Source organism: Mycobacterium paraterrae, from assembly GCF_022430545.2.
Classification (GTDB): Bacteria; Actinomycetota; Actinomycetes; order Mycobacteriales; family Mycobacteriaceae; genus Mycobacterium; species Mycobacterium paraterrae.
In genome coordinates this window covers 1153655-1168609 of record NZ_CP092488.2, presented here as the reverse complement: position 1 = coordinate 1168609, position 14955 = coordinate 1153655, and the positions used below count along the sequence as shown (strand labels likewise).

General features: G+C 64.4%; 15 protein-coding genes. 12 read left to right on the top strand and 3 right to left on the bottom strand.

All coding sequences use genetic code 11. The features are described 5' to 3' along the window. Nucleotides 1-30: 30 nt before the first annotated feature. Together MKK62_RS05535 and MKK62_RS05530 are read right to left on the bottom strand one after the other, a co-directional pair. A complete protein-coding gene (locus MKK62_RS05535; protein WP_240261998.1) occupies nt 31-1128 on the bottom strand; it encodes an acyl-CoA dehydrogenase family protein in 1098 nt (365 codons plus the stop codon). 17 nt (nt 1129-1145) lie between these two features. Beyond that, nucleotides 1146-2327 (bottom strand): acyl-CoA dehydrogenase, encoded by a 1182-nt coding sequence (locus MKK62_RS05530; RefSeq protein ID WP_240261999.1) that lies wholly within the window; start codon nt 2325-2327, stop codon nt 1146-1148. Nucleotides 2328-2494: 167 nt separating this feature from the next. On the opposite strand from MKK62_RS05530, the gene MKK62_RS05525 reads away from it, so the two are divergent. The 12 genes from MKK62_RS05525 (at nt 2495) to MKK62_RS05470 (ending at nt 14284) form a co-directional block, all read left to right on the top strand. Beyond that, entirely contained in the window at nt 2495-2686 is a 192-nt protein-coding gene (locus MKK62_RS05525; RefSeq protein ID WP_240262000.1) for a ferredoxin, read from the top strand. Nucleotides 2687-2690: 4 nt separating this feature from the next. After that, nucleotides 2691-3638: a 3-oxoacyl-ACP reductase gene (locus MKK62_RS05520; protein ID WP_434085074.1), complete on the top strand. Its 948-nt coding sequence runs from the start codon at nt 2691-2693 to the stop codon at nt 3636-3638. A 262-nt stretch (nt 3639-3900) separates the two neighbouring features. Then, complete coding sequence (locus MKK62_RS05515; protein WP_240262002.1) at nt 3901-4665, top strand: MlaE family ABC transporter permease; 765 nt, start codon at nt 3901-3903, stop codon at nt 4663-4665. A 7-nt stretch (nt 4666-4672) separates the two neighbouring features. Continuing rightward, nucleotides 4673-5515 carry an MlaE family ABC transporter permease gene (locus tag MKK62_RS05510; protein ID WP_240262003.1) on the top strand — a complete coding sequence of 281 codons (843 nt, stop codon included), beginning with the start codon at nt 4673-4675 and terminating at the stop codon, nt 5513-5515. An 8-nt stretch (nt 5516-5523) separates the two neighbouring features. Next, nucleotides 5524-6726 (top strand): MCE family protein, encoded by a 1203-nt coding sequence (locus tag MKK62_RS05505; protein WP_240262004.1) that lies wholly within the window; start codon nt 5524-5526, stop codon nt 6724-6726. Continuing rightward, nucleotides 6726-7775: an MCE family protein gene (locus MKK62_RS05500; protein ID WP_240262005.1), complete on the top strand. Its 1050-nt coding sequence runs from the start codon at nt 6726-6728 to the stop codon at nt 7773-7775. The genes MKK62_RS05505 and MKK62_RS05500 overlap by 1 nt, the downstream gene beginning before the upstream one ends. Next, nucleotides 7762-8832, top strand: a complete 1071-nt coding sequence (locus MKK62_RS05495; protein WP_240262006.1) for an MCE family protein — start codon at nt 7762-7764, stop codon at nt 8830-8832. Before MKK62_RS05500 ends, MKK62_RS05495 begins: the two co-directional genes overlap by 14 nt. Then, nucleotides 8829-10244, top strand: coding sequence for a virulence factor Mce family protein (locus MKK62_RS05490; RefSeq protein ID WP_240262007.1), 1416 nt, complete (start codon nt 8829-8831; stop codon nt 10242-10244). Before MKK62_RS05495 ends, MKK62_RS05490 begins: the two co-directional genes overlap by 4 nt. Beyond that, nucleotides 10241-11401 carry an MCE family protein gene (locus tag MKK62_RS05485; protein ID WP_240262008.1) on the top strand — a complete coding sequence of 387 codons (1161 nt, stop codon included), beginning with the start codon at nt 10241-10243 and terminating at the stop codon, nt 11399-11401. Before MKK62_RS05490 ends, MKK62_RS05485 begins: the two co-directional genes overlap by 4 nt. Next, the gene (locus tag MKK62_RS05480) at nt 11401-13110 is read left to right on the top strand and encodes an MCE family protein (RefSeq protein ID WP_240262009.1); all 1710 of its coding nucleotides are present in this window, start codon (nt 11401-11403) and stop codon (nt 13108-13110) included. Before MKK62_RS05485 ends, MKK62_RS05480 begins: the two co-directional genes overlap by 1 nt. Beyond that, a complete protein-coding gene (locus MKK62_RS05475) occupies nt 13107-13778 on the top strand; it encodes an Rv1363c family protein (RefSeq protein WP_240262010.1) in 672 nt (223 codons plus the stop codon). The genes MKK62_RS05480 and MKK62_RS05475 overlap by 4 nt, the downstream gene beginning before the upstream one ends. After that, nucleotides 13778-14284, top strand: coding sequence for an Rv1363c family protein (locus tag MKK62_RS05470; RefSeq protein WP_240262011.1), 507 nt, complete (start codon nt 13778-13780; stop codon nt 14282-14284). Before MKK62_RS05475 ends, MKK62_RS05470 begins: the two co-directional genes overlap by 1 nt. A 67-nt stretch (nt 14285-14351) precedes the next feature. Here the strand turns inward: MKK62_RS05470 and MKK62_RS05465 are convergent, their stop codons facing one another. Then, nucleotides 14352-14921, bottom strand: coding sequence for a hypothetical protein (locus tag MKK62_RS05465; RefSeq protein WP_240262012.1), 570 nt, complete (start codon nt 14919-14921; stop codon nt 14352-14354). Nucleotides 14922-14955: the final 34 nt, after the last annotated feature.

The following is a 14955-nucleotide window of genomic DNA, read 5'->3' as shown; positions in this document are numbered from 1 at the left end:
CCCGGGCCGCATCGTCGTCGGACGCACGGGCTAGGCGGGCGTGTCCGCCAGCTCGCGGCCGATCTTGAGCAGTTGCCCAGTCGCGCTGCCTACCGCGAACTCGGTCTGCTTGGCCGCCAAGAAGTATCGGTGCACCGGGTGGTCGGTGTCGATACCGACCCCACCGTGAACGTGCACGATGCTATGCGCAACGCGGTGTCCGGCGTCGGCCGCCCAGAACGCCGCGGTCGCCACTTCGGTGTCGGCGGGCAGGTCCTCGCTGAGTCGCCACGCCGCCTGCGTCAACGTGAGTCGCAGACCCTTGACGTCGATGTAGCCGTCCGCGAGTCGCTGTCCGACCGCCTGGAAGCTGCCGATCGGACGGTCGAACTGCTCGCGCTCGCGGGCGTACTCGGCAGTCATCTGCAGTCCGCGTTCGAGCACACCGAGCTGAAATGCGCTATTGCCCAGCGTCCGAAGCGTCTTGAGCCAGCTCACGACCTCGTTGTCACCGATTACGCGTCCGCCCGAGACTTCGACGCCGTCCATTCGGAGATGTCCGACACTGCCCAGTCCGGTGGTGTTCAAGGCTGTCACCGTGACCCCCGGGTCGTCGGCGGTGACCAAGAAAACCGATGTACCGGAGTCGGTTTCGGCGGGTACGACGAAGGCGTCGGCCACCGGACCGAAGGCGATCTGGGTGCGGGTGCCGGTCAGCTTGTAGCCGTCGCCCGACGACGTGGCTTGAACCGGTGCGTCACCCATCTCCCCGTCTAGCGCGACTGCGAGAATCTTCGCGCCGCTGACCGCGGGAACGCCCCACTCTTGCTGGAGTTCACTAGGGCCGAAGCGTGCCAGTGCGCCCGCAGCCAGTACCACCGACTCGAGGTAGGGGACTGCCGCCAACTGTCGCCCGAGGCCGACCAGCACGGCGACCTCTTCCAGTACACCGAAACCACCGCCGCCCAACGATTCCGGCGCGGCGGTCGACAGGACGTCGGCGTCGGCCAGCTTGGCCCACAGGTCGCGGTCGAACCGCTGCTCGAGCCCGTCGAGCTTGCGCTGGTGCTCAGGCGTGCACACCGCGTCGACGATGGTGGTGACCAGGCCGCCGAGATCTTGTGCGGCTTCGGTTGTCGAGAAGTCCATGAAACGACCAGCTTTCGTTAACGGTTGGCTCGCGGCAAGCCGAGTGCCACCATGCCGATGATGTCACGCTGCACCTCGTTGGTGCCGCCGCCGAATGTCAGGATCAAACAGGCGCGGTGCATCCGCTCGACCCGACCGCGCAGCAGCGCGCCGGGGGAATCCTGCCGCACGGTCGCCGCGGTGCCCAGCACTTCCATCAGCAACCGGTAGGCCTCGGTGGCCAGCTCGGTACCGAAGACCTTGGCCGCGGAGGCGTCGGCCGGTGAGGGGGTGGCCGATTCCGAGGAGGCCAGCTCCCAGTTGATCAGCTTGAGGACCTCGACCTTGGCGTGCACGCGAGCCAGATTGAGCTGCACCCACTCCGAGTCGATGAGCCGAGCACCCGTGTGGTCCTTCGTGTTCTGCGCCCACTCGCGAACCTGGTTGAGCGCCATGATGATCGGCATGGGTGACACCAGCGCGACGCGCTCGTGGTTGAGCTGGTTGGTCACCAGCTTCCAACCGGCATTCTCCTCGCCGACCAGATTGGCCACCGGCACGCGGACGTCTTGGTAATAGGTGGCACTGGTGTCCACACCCGCCATCGTTTGCACCGGCGTCCACGAGAAGCCTTCGGAGCTAGTCGGGACGATCAGCATCGAAATCCCGCGGTGTTTCTTGGCTTCGGTATTCGTGCGGACCGCCAGCCAAACGTAGTCGGCGTACGCGATCAAGCTGGTCCACATCTTCTGCCCGTTGACCACATAGTCGTCGCCGTCGCGCACCGCGGTGGTGCGCAGGTTGGCCAGATCGGTGCCGGCGCCCGGCTCGGAGTAACCGATCGAGAAGTGCAGGTCGCCCTTGGCAATGCGCGGCAGGAAGAACTTCTTCTGTTCCTCGGAACCGAAGTGCATGATCGTCGGCGCGACGCTGTTGATGGTCAGGAACGGCACCGGCGCCCCGGCGATCGCGGCCTCGTCGGTAAAGATCAGCGAGTCCATCGGGGAGCGGTCTTGGCCGCCGTATTCCTTGGGCCAGTTCAGCGTGAGCCAGCCGTCTGTGCCCATCTGCTTGACGGTCTCGCGGTAGACGTTGCCCTCGCCGACCTCACCCGAGGTGGAACTCAGCGCCTCACGGCGCTCGGGGGTCATCAGCTTGGTGAAGTAGGAGCGCAGCTCGCGGCGCAACTCCTCCTGCTCCGGGGTGTAACTGATGCGCATTCCGGCCGCCCTCCAGTCATTGTCGGCTACCCATTCGCTTCCCAGGTTGTAACACGTTCTAGTCTGAGGGTCCAGCGACCGTTCCTCTGGACGCTGCCCGGACTGGTCGTATGGTGGGCATACCGTTTGGAGGCCACAGTCCAGGCCAGTGTCTAAGGAGGAACGTCGTGCGGGTGAAAGTCGACCGCGACAGGTGTGAAGGCAATGCGGTGTGCTTGGGAATCGCGCCGGATATCTTCGACCTCGACGACGAGGATTACGCAGTGGTGAAGGTCGACCCGGTGCCAGCCGACTTGGAGGCTGCGGCGGAGCAGTCGATCGCCGAGTGCCCCCGCGCCGCCTTGATACGAGAAGACTAGAGGTATTCATAAATTGACTACGCCCAATAACCCGGCGGCTGGTACGAACGCGATCGACCTGTCCGGCAAGGTCGCGGTCGTCACCGGCGCGGCAGCGGGGCTCGGGCGCGCGGAGGCCATCGGCCTGGCCCGCGCCGGCGCCACCGTCGTCGTGAACGACATCAAGACGGCGTTGGACGCTTCCGACGTGATCGACGAGATCACCAGCGCGGGGTCCAAAGCCGTGGCCGTCGACGGTGACATCAGCCAGCGGCAGACCGCCGACGAATTGATCACCGCCGCAGACGAATTGGGCGGTCTGAGCATCGTCGTCAACAACGCCGGGATCACGCGCGACCGGATGCTGTTCAACATGTCCGACGAGGAATGGGATGCGGTGGTCGCCGTGCACTTGCGCGGCCACTTCCTGTTGACGCGTAACGCCGCGACCTACTGGCGCTCGAAGGCGAAGGACGCAGCGACCTCGGGGGGTTCGGTCTACGGACGCATCATCAACACCTCGTCGGAGGCGGGGCTGGTCGGTCCGGTCGGGCAGGCGAACTACGGTGCCGCCAAGGCCGGGATCATCGCGCTGACGTTGACGGCGGCGCGGGCGTTGGGCAAGTACGGCGTGTGCGCGAACGCGATCGCGCCGCGGGCCCGTACCGCGATGACCGCCGACGTCTTCGGCGAGGCACCGGAGGTCGGCGAGGGCGGTGTCGATCCGTTGTCGCCCGAGCATGTGGTGACGCTGGTGCGATTCCTGGCGTCGCCGGCCGCGGACGCCGTCAACGGCCAGGTTTTCGTCGTGTACGGCCCGCAGGTCACCTTGATGGCGGCGCCCACTGTCGAACGGCGCTTCACCGCCGAGGCACAGGCTTGGGATCCCGAAGGCCTCAGCTCCGCGCTGCGCGGCTACTTCGCCGATCGGGACTCGGCGCTGACGTTCGGAGCCCGCGGATTGGTGGACTGACGCGCCGCGTCACAACACCTCGATATCGGTTCAGAATCAACTAGAACACGTTTCAGCATGGTCTAGGTCACAACGGCTCTGACCTGGCAAATTACTTACTTTTGTCTAATTTTACCGATCTTTGACACTCCGAACCTGTTCTAGTTACGATTGGCCGGCTCACGCGGAGCGCCGGCAGCTCAGCAACAAGCTAAGGCCGCGCGACCGGGGACACAAGGCCTTCGGTCCGAAGGTGGAGACACCCGCGCGAGAAGGGAACCAAGTGATCGAACAGCTTGCGGTTCCGGCTCGGGCCGTGGGCGGTTTCGTCGAGATGTCGCTGGAGACTTTTCGCAAGGCATTTCAGCGTCCATTCCAGTTCCGTGAGTTCCTCGACCAGACGTGGATGATCGCCCGGGTGTCGTTGATCCCGACGCTGTTGGTCGCCATCCCTTTCACGGTCCTGGTGGCCTTCACGCTCAACATCCTGCTTCGTGAGATCGGCGCCGCCGATCTGTCGGGTGCCGGCACCGCGTTCGGCACCATCACCCAGCTCGGACCCGTCGTGACCGTGTTGGTGGTCGCCGGTGCGGGTGCGACGGCGATCTGTGCCGACCTCGGTGCGCGCACCATTCGCGAGGAGATCGACGCGATGCGGGTGCTGGGCATCGATCCGATCCACCGATTGGTGGTCCCCAGGGTGCTGGCGTCGACGTTCGTGGCGCTGCTTCTCAATGGTCTGGTTTCGGCGATCGGCATCGCCGGTGGCTACGTGTTCTCGGTGCTGCTGCAGGGCGTCAATCCTGGCGCGTTCGTCAACGGGCTGACCGTGCTGACGCACTTGGGCGAACTGGTGCTTTCGGAAGTCAAGGCCTTGCTGTTCGGTGTGGTGGCCGGTTTGGTCGGCTGCTACCGCGGGCTGACGGTCAAGGGGGGTCCCAAAGGCGTCGGGGTCGCGGTCAACGAGACCGTCGTCTACGCCTTCATCTGCCTGTTCGTCATCAACGTGATTATGACGGCCATCGGCGTTCGAGTGCTGGCCCGGTAAGGCGCCGATGAGTTACGACGCCACACTGCGCATTCGCCGCTTCTTTCACCGATTCGCCGGGCCGCTCGACAATTTCGGTGAACAGGCGCTGTTCTACGGCGAATCGATGCGCTACATCCCGAACGCGCTCACTCGCTACCGCAAAGAGACGATCCGGTTGATCGCGGAGATGACCATGGGCACCGGCGCATTGGTTCTGATCGGTGGGACAGTCGGTGTCGCAGCCTTTTTGACGCTCGCCTCGGGTGGTGTCATCGCGGTGCAGGGCTACGAATCGTTGGGCAACATCGGCATCGAGGCGCTCACCGGATTCTTGTCCGCGTTTCTGAATGTCCGTATTGTCGCGCCCGTGGTCGCCGGGATTGCGTTGGCCGCCACCATCGGAGCCGGAACTACGGCGCAGTTGGGCGCGATGCGTGTTGCCGAGGAGATCGATGCGATCGAGTCGATGGCCGTGCACTCGGTGTCGTATCTGGTGTCGACCCGACTCATCGCTGGGCTGATCGCGATCGTCCCGCTGTATTCGCTTGCGGTGCTTGCTTCTTTCTTCGCCGCACGCTCCACCACGGTCTTCATCAACGGGCAGTCGGCCGGTCTGTACGACCACTACTTCAGCACCTTCCTGATCCCGACGGATCTGCTGTGGTCGTTCCTGCAGGCCATCGTGATGTCGATCGGAGTCATGCTGATCCATACGTACTACGGCTACAACGCATCTGGCGGCCCGGTGGGAGTCGGCCTTGCCGTCGGCCAGGCCGTCCGTACGTCGCTGATCGTGGTCGTCGTCATTACGTTGTTCATCTCGCTGGCGGTTTACGGCGCGTCCGGTAATTTCAACCTCTCCGGATAAGGGGGACAGTGGCAGGCACCGGTGCACACCGCACTCACGTCAGGCTGGCAGCGGCGCTGCTGGCCTCTCTGTTGGTGGGATTCGCCGTGCTGACCTACTTGTCCTACACGGCGGCTTTCTCGCCGACTGACACGGTCACTCTCACCGCGCCGCGCGCAGGCCTCGAGATGGACCGCGGCAACAAGGTGAAGTATCGCGGCATCCAGATCGGCAAGGTGGACGACATCAGCTACGCGGGTGAACAGGCGCAGCTGCGCCTGGCCATCGACGGCGGTGAGCTGCACTACATTCCATCCAACGCCGCCGTGCACATCGCCAGCAGCACCGTTTTCGGAGCCAAGTCGGTCGAGTTCATCCCCCCGAAGGATCCCTCGCCTGCGGCTCTGCGGCCAGGTTCACACCTAGCGGTCTCGGCGGTCTCGCTCGAGGTGAACACGCTCTTCCAGTCACTGATCGGATTGCTGCAAAAGATCGATCCCGTCGAGCTGAACGGGACGCTGGGCGCATTGGCCGAGGGGCTGCGTGGGCACGGCCGCGACCTGGGAGGCGTGCTGGCCGGTCTGAACACGCTTTCGCAGCAACTCAATCCAAAGCTGCCCACCCTGCAGCAGGACTTCCGCAAAACCGCGGCCGTCGCCAACATCTACGCCGATGCGGCACCCGACCTGGTCACCGTCTTCAACAACACACCCACGATCGCGAGGACGGTCGTGGACCAGCAGACCAACCTCAACACCAGCCTGCTCTCGGCAATCGGCTTGTCCAACAACGCTTATGACACGTTGGCTCCGGCCGAGCAAGACTTGATCGACGCGATCAAGCGACTCCGTGCGCCGCTGAAAGTCGCGGCCGACTACTCACCAGAATTCGGCTGCCTGTTCGGCGCAATCGACCGAGGCATCAAAGAATTCGCCCCCATCCTCGGGGTTCGCAAGGCCGGGCTGTTCACCTCATCGAGCTTCATCCTCGGAGCGCCGACGTACACCTACCCGGAGAGTCTGCCCAGAGTCAACGCGTCAGGTGGTCCGAACTGTCGTGGGCTGCCGGACCTTCCGACCAAACAGACCAATGGGTCGTGGTATCGCGCGCCCTTCCTGGTGACCGACAACGCGAACATTCCCTATGAGCCGTTCACCGAGCTGCAAGTGGACGCCCCGTCGACGCTGCAGTGGCTGTTCCACGGCGCGTTCGCCGAACGGGACGACTTCTGATGGACAGCTACCAATCCCAGCGCTCGATCATGATCAAGGTCGGCATTTTCACCGCCACCATGCTGCTGGTGGCACTCGGCTTGGTCGTGACGTTCGGGGAGTTCCGCTTCGGACCGTCGAACACCTACCACGCCAACTTCATCGACGCCACTAGGCTCAAGGGCAACCAGAAGGTCCGGATTGCCGGAGTGCCGGTCGGCGCGGTCAAGGCAGTCAAGCTCAACCGCAACAACACTGTCGACGTGGAATTCACGGTCGACAAGCGCTACACGCTGTACACGTCGACGCGAGCACTGATCCGTTATGACAACCTGGTGGGTGATCGCTTCCTCGAAATTGCTTCGGGGCCTGGGGATTTACGGAAGCTACCACCAGGCGGAACCATCGACCAACGGCACACCGCGCCCGCGCTCGACCTGGACGCGCTGCTCGGCGGCTTGCGTCCGGTGCTCAAGGGGTTGGACGCCGACAAGATCAACACGATCAGCAGCTACGTGATCGACCTGCTGCAAGGCCAGGGCGGCGCGCTGTCCAGTTTGCTGGCCAACACCAACGCGTTTGGTTCGACGCTCGGGGCGCGCGATCGCGCCATCGGTGACGTGATCACAAACCTCAACTCCGTGCTGGCCACCGTCGACGCCAAGGGGGCCCAGTTCAACGACGCGATAGACCAGTTGCAGAAACTGATCACCGGACTGGCCCAGGGGCGCGACGCCATTGCCGGGGCGATCCAGCCGCTTGCCACCACCACGTCGGATCTGACTGACTTGCTGAAGCATTCGCGCCGGCCACTGCAGGGCACCATCGAGAACTTGCGCCCGATCGCAGCTGAAGTCAACGACCGGCTACCCGAGGTCAACAACGACATCGAGCAACTCGGCGAAGATTACCTCCGGCTGTCCGCGCTCGGCGCCTACGGTGCCTACTTCAACATTTACTTCTGCACGGTGTCGCTGAAGATCAACGGTCCGGCCGGTAGCGACATCTTGATCCCGATGGGTGGCCAGGTCGACCCGAGCAAAGGCAGGTGCGCTTTTGTCAACAAGTAGCACCCACCGCCGCGACCGCGACCCACTCCGCACCGGCATCTTCGGGGTAGTCCTCGTGGTGTGCGTCGTTCTGGTCGCGTTCGGCTACTCCTCGTTGCCGTTCTGGCCGCAGGGCCGGCCGTACACCGCCTACTTCGCCGACGCCGGTGGGATCAACCCCGGCAACGACGTGTACGTGTCCGGCATCAAAGTCGGCAAGGTGCAAGCGGTTACGCTCGCGGGCGACACCGCCAAGGTGGCGTTCACCGTTGATCGGCACATCAATGTAGGGAACAGCTCGCTGGCGGCTATCCGGACCGAGACGATTCTCGGTCAGCGCGCGGTGGCGATAACCCCGGCCGGCACAGGCATCGCCACCTCGATCCCGCTGAACCGGACGACAACTCCGTACACGCTGGGCTCTGCCCTGGAGGACTTGGGACACAACGCCGGCGAACTCGACAAGGCGCAGTTCGAGACGTCGCTGAAAGTCCTCACCGACGCGCTGCACGACGCCACCCCGCAACTGCGCGGGGCGCTGGACGGCATCACCTCGCTATCACGAACCTTGAACAGCCGCGACGAGGCGCTGGATCAGCTTCTGGCGCATGCCAAATCGGTGACCGGGGTGTTGGCCGAGCGGGCCAGCCAGGTCAACAAGTCGATCGTCGACGGCAACCAACTGTTCTCCGCGCTAGACGCGCGGCGTGCCGCGCTGGCCGAATTGATCTCCGGCATCGACGACGTTTCGGCACAGCTGTCCGGCTTCGTCGCCGACAACCGTAAAGAGTTCGGCCCCGCGCTGACCAAGCTCAATACCGTGTTGGACGACCTCAACGAGCGGCGCGACTACATCAGCGAAGCACTGAAACGCCTTCCGGCCTACGCAACGACGCTCGGTGAGGTGGTGGCTTCCGGTCCTGGCTTCAACGTCAATGTCTACGGCGTCATACCGGCACCCGTCGTCGGGATGGTGTTCGACGCCGTCTTCCAGCCCGGCAAGCTGCCGGCCAGCTTCGCGGACTACCTGCGCGGCATGGTTCAGGAGCGGTGGAAGTTGAGGCCACAGTCACCATGACCTTGGCTACCGCTCTGCATGAACGTCGCCGCGGCGTGCGGCTGACTCTTGCTGTGCTGCTCGCCCTTTCGCTCGCCGTGGGCGCCTACCTGGTGTGGCCTGGGCGGGCCGGTCACAAGATCGTCGGCTACTTCACCTCGGCGGTCGGCCTATACCCGGGCGACCAAATCCGTATCGTCGGTGTGCCGGTCGGCACGATCGAGACGATCGAGCCGCGTGCCGAGGACGTCAAGATTACGATGTCGCTGGACAGCGACGTCAAAGTGCCCGCGGATGCGCGTGCGGTCATTATGTCGCCCAATCTTGTTGCGGCCCGGTTTATTCAGCTTGCCCCCGCCTACACGAGCGGGCCGGCCATGTCCGACGGAGCCAGCATTCCGCTGGCCAAGACCGCGGTGCCGGTGGAGTGGGACGAGGTCAAGCAGTCGCTGACCGATCTGGCCAAGCAACTCAGCCCCGCGGCCGGTCAACTGCAGGGCCCACTGGGTAAGGCGATCAACCAAGCCGCGGACACCTTCAACGGCAACGGTGATTCTTTCCATTCCGCATTGCGTGAGCTCTCCCAGGCCGCCGGCCGGTTAGGTGATTCGCGTACCGACATCTTCGGTACAGTCAAGAACTTGCAGGTGCTGGTGGATGCACTGTCGGCCAGCAACGAACAGATTGTGTCGTTCGCCGGGCACGTTGCCTCGGTATCGCAGGTGCTGGCGAAGAGTTCGTCGCACCTGGACAACACCCTGGGCACCTTGAACCAGGCCTTAGTCGACGTCAAAGGCTTTTTGCAACAGAACAACTCGGCGCTGATCGGAACGGTGAACAAGCTCACCGACCTGACCCAGGTGCTGAGTGACCAAAGCGAAGACATCGAGCAGGTTCTGCACGTCGCCGGCCCCGGTATCTCGAACTTCTACAACATCTACGACCCGGCGCAGGGAACACTGAACGGCCTGATCTCGATTCCCGAGTTCGCCAACCCGGTGCAGTTCATCTGCGGCGGCTCCTTCGACACCGCGGCGGGCCTGTCCGGACCCGAGTACTACAAGCGCGCCGAGATCTGCCGAGAGCGCCTCGGGCCGCCGCTGCGCCGGTTGACGTTCAACTATCCACCGCTCATGTTCCATCCGCTCAACATGATCACCGCCTATAAGGGCCAGATCATCTACGACACCCCGGAAACCCAAACCAGGGCGCAGACACCGATTCCGGACCTGCACTGGATACCGGCGCCGGGCGCTCACCCGCCCAAGCCGACGGACCTGCAGGCGCTGATGATGCCCCAAACGGCGCCGAACGGTGCAGCACCGGGCACGCCAGCGCCGGCAAACATTCCCTTCGGTCCGCGACCGGGCCCGGCTCCAGCGCCCCCGCCTCCTGGGTCGCCGCTGCCCGCCGAGCAGGGGGCCGGTCGATGAAGCGAATCATGTTGCGCGGCAGCGCGTTGGTGGCCGGTAGCGTCCTGCTGGCGGGCTGTCAGTTCGGTGGGCTGAACTCGGTCGCGCTCCCCGGCACCGCCGGGCATGGCTCGGGGTCGTATTCGATCACCGTCGATCTGGCCGATGTGGCGACCCTGCCGCAGAATTCGCCCGTCATGGTTGACGACGTCACCGTCGGCAGCGTCTCGGGCATCGACGCGTTGCAGCGTAGCGACGGAACGTTCTATGCCGCAGTCAAGCTGGCGCTGGACAAGAACGTGGTGCTGCCGGCGAATGCGATCGCCCGGGTGGCGCAGACCTCGCTACTCGGTTCGCAGCACGTGGAATTGGCGGCGCCGCCCAACCAGCCGCCGGTGGGCAGATTGGTCGACGGGTCGGCCATTCAGGAGGCGCGGACCAGTCGATTCCCGACCACCGAAGAAGTGTTCTCCGCGCTCGGGGTCGTGGTCAACAAGGGCAATCTGGGTGCGCTGCAGGAGATTACCGACGAGACCTACCAGGCGGTCGCCGGTCGGGAAGGTCAGTTCACCAATCTTGTACCGCGGCTGTCGGAGTTGACGGCCGGGCTGACCAACCAGGTCAACGACATAGTCGCCGCGATCGACGGCTTGGACCGGTTCTCGACGATACTGGCCGACAACAAGGACAGCCTCGGAAGAACGCTGGAGACTCTTCCCGAAGCGCTGCGGGTGCTCAACAAGAACCGCGACAAGATCATCGAGGCCTTCGCCGCACTCCGGAAAGTGGCGACCGTCGCCGCCCACGTGCTGTCGCAGACGAAGACCGACTTTGCCGCCGACATGAAGGACATCTACGCCAACACCAAAGCGCTGGCGGACAACCGGAAGAATTTCTTGACGTCGATGCAATTGCTGCTGACATTCCCTTTCCCGAACTTCGGTATCAAACAGGCAGTGCGCGGCGACTACCTCAACGTGTTCACCACTTTCGACCTCACCGTCCGGCGGCTCGGCGAGACGTTCTTCACCACCTCGTGGCCGCTTGACCCGAACATGCTGCACATGAAGGACATCCTCAACCCGCCAGATTTCCTGCTCGGTGAAATGGCCAACCTTTCCGGACAGGCCGCGGATCCGTTCAAGATTCCGCCGGGCACGCCAGCAGGGAACAACTGATGCTGGACCGACTCACCCGCATCCAACTGGCCATCTTCGCGGTGGTCACGGTGATCACCGTCGCCGTCATGGCGATCTTCTACCTCCGCCTGCCGGCCGCACTGGGCATCGGCACCTATCGGGTAACCGCGAACTTCGTCGCGGGCGGCGGTCTCTACAAGAACGCCAACGTCACCTACCGCGGAGTCGAGGTTGGCCGCGTCGACTCCGTCGGCCTCTCAGGAGACGGCGTGGACGCGGTGATGCGATTGAACAGCGGCACCGCAGTCCCGTCGAACGTCACCGCCACGGTCAAGAGCGTGTCGGCGATCGGTGAGCAGTACATCGATCTGGTGCCTCCCGCGCATGCGGCAACGTCCAAGCTGCACAACGGGTCTCGCATCGGCCGCGCTAACACCTCGATCGGGGTGGACATCGCTACCTTGTTGCACCAGTCCGAGACGCTGGTCAACAGCGTCGCCGACACCCGCCTGCGCGAACTGCTGCACGAGACTTTCCAGGCATTCAACGGCTCCGGGCCCGAGCTGGCCCGGCTGTTCGAGTCATCCCGACAGCTTGTCGAGATGGCCAATGCGGAGTTCCCGCACACTTCGCAACTCATCGACCAGGTCGGCCCGTTCCTCCAGGCCCAGATCCGCTCCGGCAGCGACATCAGGTCGTTGTCCGACGGGCTGGCGCGCTTCACTTCCGAAGTCCGCCAAGCTGATCCACAACTGCGCATGTTGCTGACGGTCGTGCCGCCGGCGGTGGACCAGGCCAACACGGCATTCTCCGGCATCCGGCCGTCGTTCCCGATGCTGGCGGCCAACCTGGCCAACCTTGGCCGGGTCGGCGTGATCTATCACAAATCTATCGAGCAACTGTTGGTTGTATTGCCCGCGCTCTTCGCGGCGATCATCACCGCGGCCAATGGTGAACCCCAGGACGAGGGTGCCAAGCTCGACTTCAAGGTCAACATCGACCCGCCGCCCTGCACCACGGGATTCGTTCCGTCACCGTTGATTCGGACACCGGCGGATGAGACGCTGCGTGAACTGCCTACCGACATGTACTGCAAGACCGCGCAGAACGATCCGGCCGCGGTTCGTGGTGCGCGCAACTATCCCTGCCAGGAATTCCCCGGCAAGCGGGCCCCGACCGTCGCGTTGTGCCGTGACCCCAAGGGGTACGTGCCGATTGGCACCAACCCGTGGCGCGGGCCACCGATCCCGTACGGGACACCGATGACCAACGGGCTGAACATTTTGCCGCCCAACAAGTATCCCTACATCCCGCCCGGCAACGATCCCGATCCGGGTACGCCGGTCGCCGGGCCGCTTCCGCCCGGCGTGATCGAGGGTCCGGGCCCGGCGCCGCACCAGCCATTCCCGACGCCGCCGCCGCCCAACACCGGCGGGACGGACGGCCGGCAGGCCTGGATTCCGCCGGCGCCCTACCCGCCGCAGAATCCACAGATCCCCTTCCCGAAGGCCGTTCCCGCGCCGCCGCCACCGGTCGGGCTGCCGGGAGCGCCGTACCCGCCGGCCGAGAAGCCGTGGGGTCCACCGCCCGGACCGGTGCCGCAAGCCAACGGCACGGCGTACACCACCTACGACGACGCCACCGGCGCTTTTCAGGACCCCGCAGGCGGCACTGGTATCTTCGCGCCCGGCAAGGTATCGACCGCGGAGAACTGGGTGGATCTGATGCGTGACCCGAGGCAGTTGTGACCGAAGAGGAGTCGTCGAGGCGACCCCAGCGGCGGCGAGCTTCGCGCGCTGCCGGTCCGCACGGCGGCGAAGCGGCGGCCACCACGATCCGGCTCGAGACAGCTCCTCCGGCACCAACACGTCCCAACGCGCCGCTGGGTCCGCCGCCGCGAAGGCCGGCCAACAGCCGGCGCGTTGCCTGGACTGGCCTGACAGCCATCCTGATCGGGATCGCAGCGCTGGCCGGCGGTGTCGGCTTCGAGGTGTATCAGCAGCGTCAGGCCGATGCGGCCCAGGCCCGGGCTCAGCGCTTCGTCGACACCGCCACGCAATTGGTGCTCAACATGTTCAGCTACAACCAGGACAACATTGACCAAACGGTGGGACGGATCGTCGACAACACCAGCGGGCCGTTGCGGGGCATGCTCAGCTCCAATGCCGACAACCTCAAGGCGCTGTTTCGTCACACCGATTCGACCTCGGAGGCGGTGCTCAACGGCGCCGCGTTGGAAAGCATCGACAATGTCAGCGACAACGCATCGGTGCTGGTGGCTTTTCGCGTCACGGTGACGAGCCGGGATGGCGTCAACAAACCCTCCGAGGCCTACCGGATGCGGGTGATCGTGCACGAAGACGAGAGCGGCCGCATGACCGGTGACGACTTGAAGTACCCAAACGGGGGCAATTGATGCGGTGGGTGATCGCTGCCGTAACGAGCCTGCTGATAACCGCTTTCGTCGGCTTGGCTGCGCTCGGCGGGTTTCTGTACTGGGAGCGGGTCGAGACTCGTGGTGAGCAAGCGGCTCGTGCCGCCCTTCCGCCGTTGGCCGCCAAGGTGATTCCCCAGGTGCTCGGATACGACTACCAGACCGTCGAGCGCAGCATGGACGATGTGTACCCGCGGCTGACGCCCGCCTACCGTCAAGCGTTCAAGAGACAGGTCGAGAAGGACATCATTCCGGAGGCCCGAAAAAGACAAGTGGTCAGCCAGGTCGACGTCACCGCCGTCGGAGTGATGTCGGCCCAACGGAATTCAGCGTCGGTGCTGGTATACATCAACTCGATCTGGACCGATAACTCGAAGTCGAGCCAGGAGTCGAACTCGAAAGAGCCGGTGTATCAAGGCAGTCGGGTGCGCGTCGATTACCAGCGCCTCGACGGCACATGGCTGATCAATTACATCCAGCCTATCTGACCGGCTCAGCGTCAACGGCCGCCCGGCGACGAGACAGATTGCGGGGCGCGGTAAGTGGGAGCCGGGCTTAGCGACACTGCCCGATCTCATTGCAGTCCAACGGATAACGGTCGACCGGTGCTGGCAGGGCGCCCTGAAACGCCAACGTGAACGGCGTCTTGGTCATCGCGGGTTGCAGGCCGCAGACGTCGCCGTGGATGGTGGTGTGGGTACCAGTCAGTGCCACATCGTCGAAGGAGTAGGTGTCCGTCGATTGCGCGGTGCTGCCGTCAGGGCATGCCACCCCGTTGTCTTTGTTGACTTGAAAGGTCCATCGGTCGCTGGTCAACCGGGCGCGGCCGGTGAAGTTGGCCATCTTGTCGGCACGGCTGATCGGTGCCCTTGCCGTCGTGCTGGTCACATTGAGCGCACAGAGGTCCGCGGCGATGACGGGATCGGTGAAGTCCGGGATGGCGCGCTGCCTCGACGGTGCATCGCACAGAGCCGAGATTTTCCACGTGGCGGTGGGCACACCGGCTTCGGTGACCGTGTACATGCCGTCCGGTGGCGGACCGAGCGCGCTGGCGGGAGTAGAGGTCCCCACGGCAACAAGTGTCGTTGCCACGGCCGCGGTCAGGCCGCGAACGATGATGGCCATTCGTCGAGTATCGCAGTGCGCCAATGGCCGCACC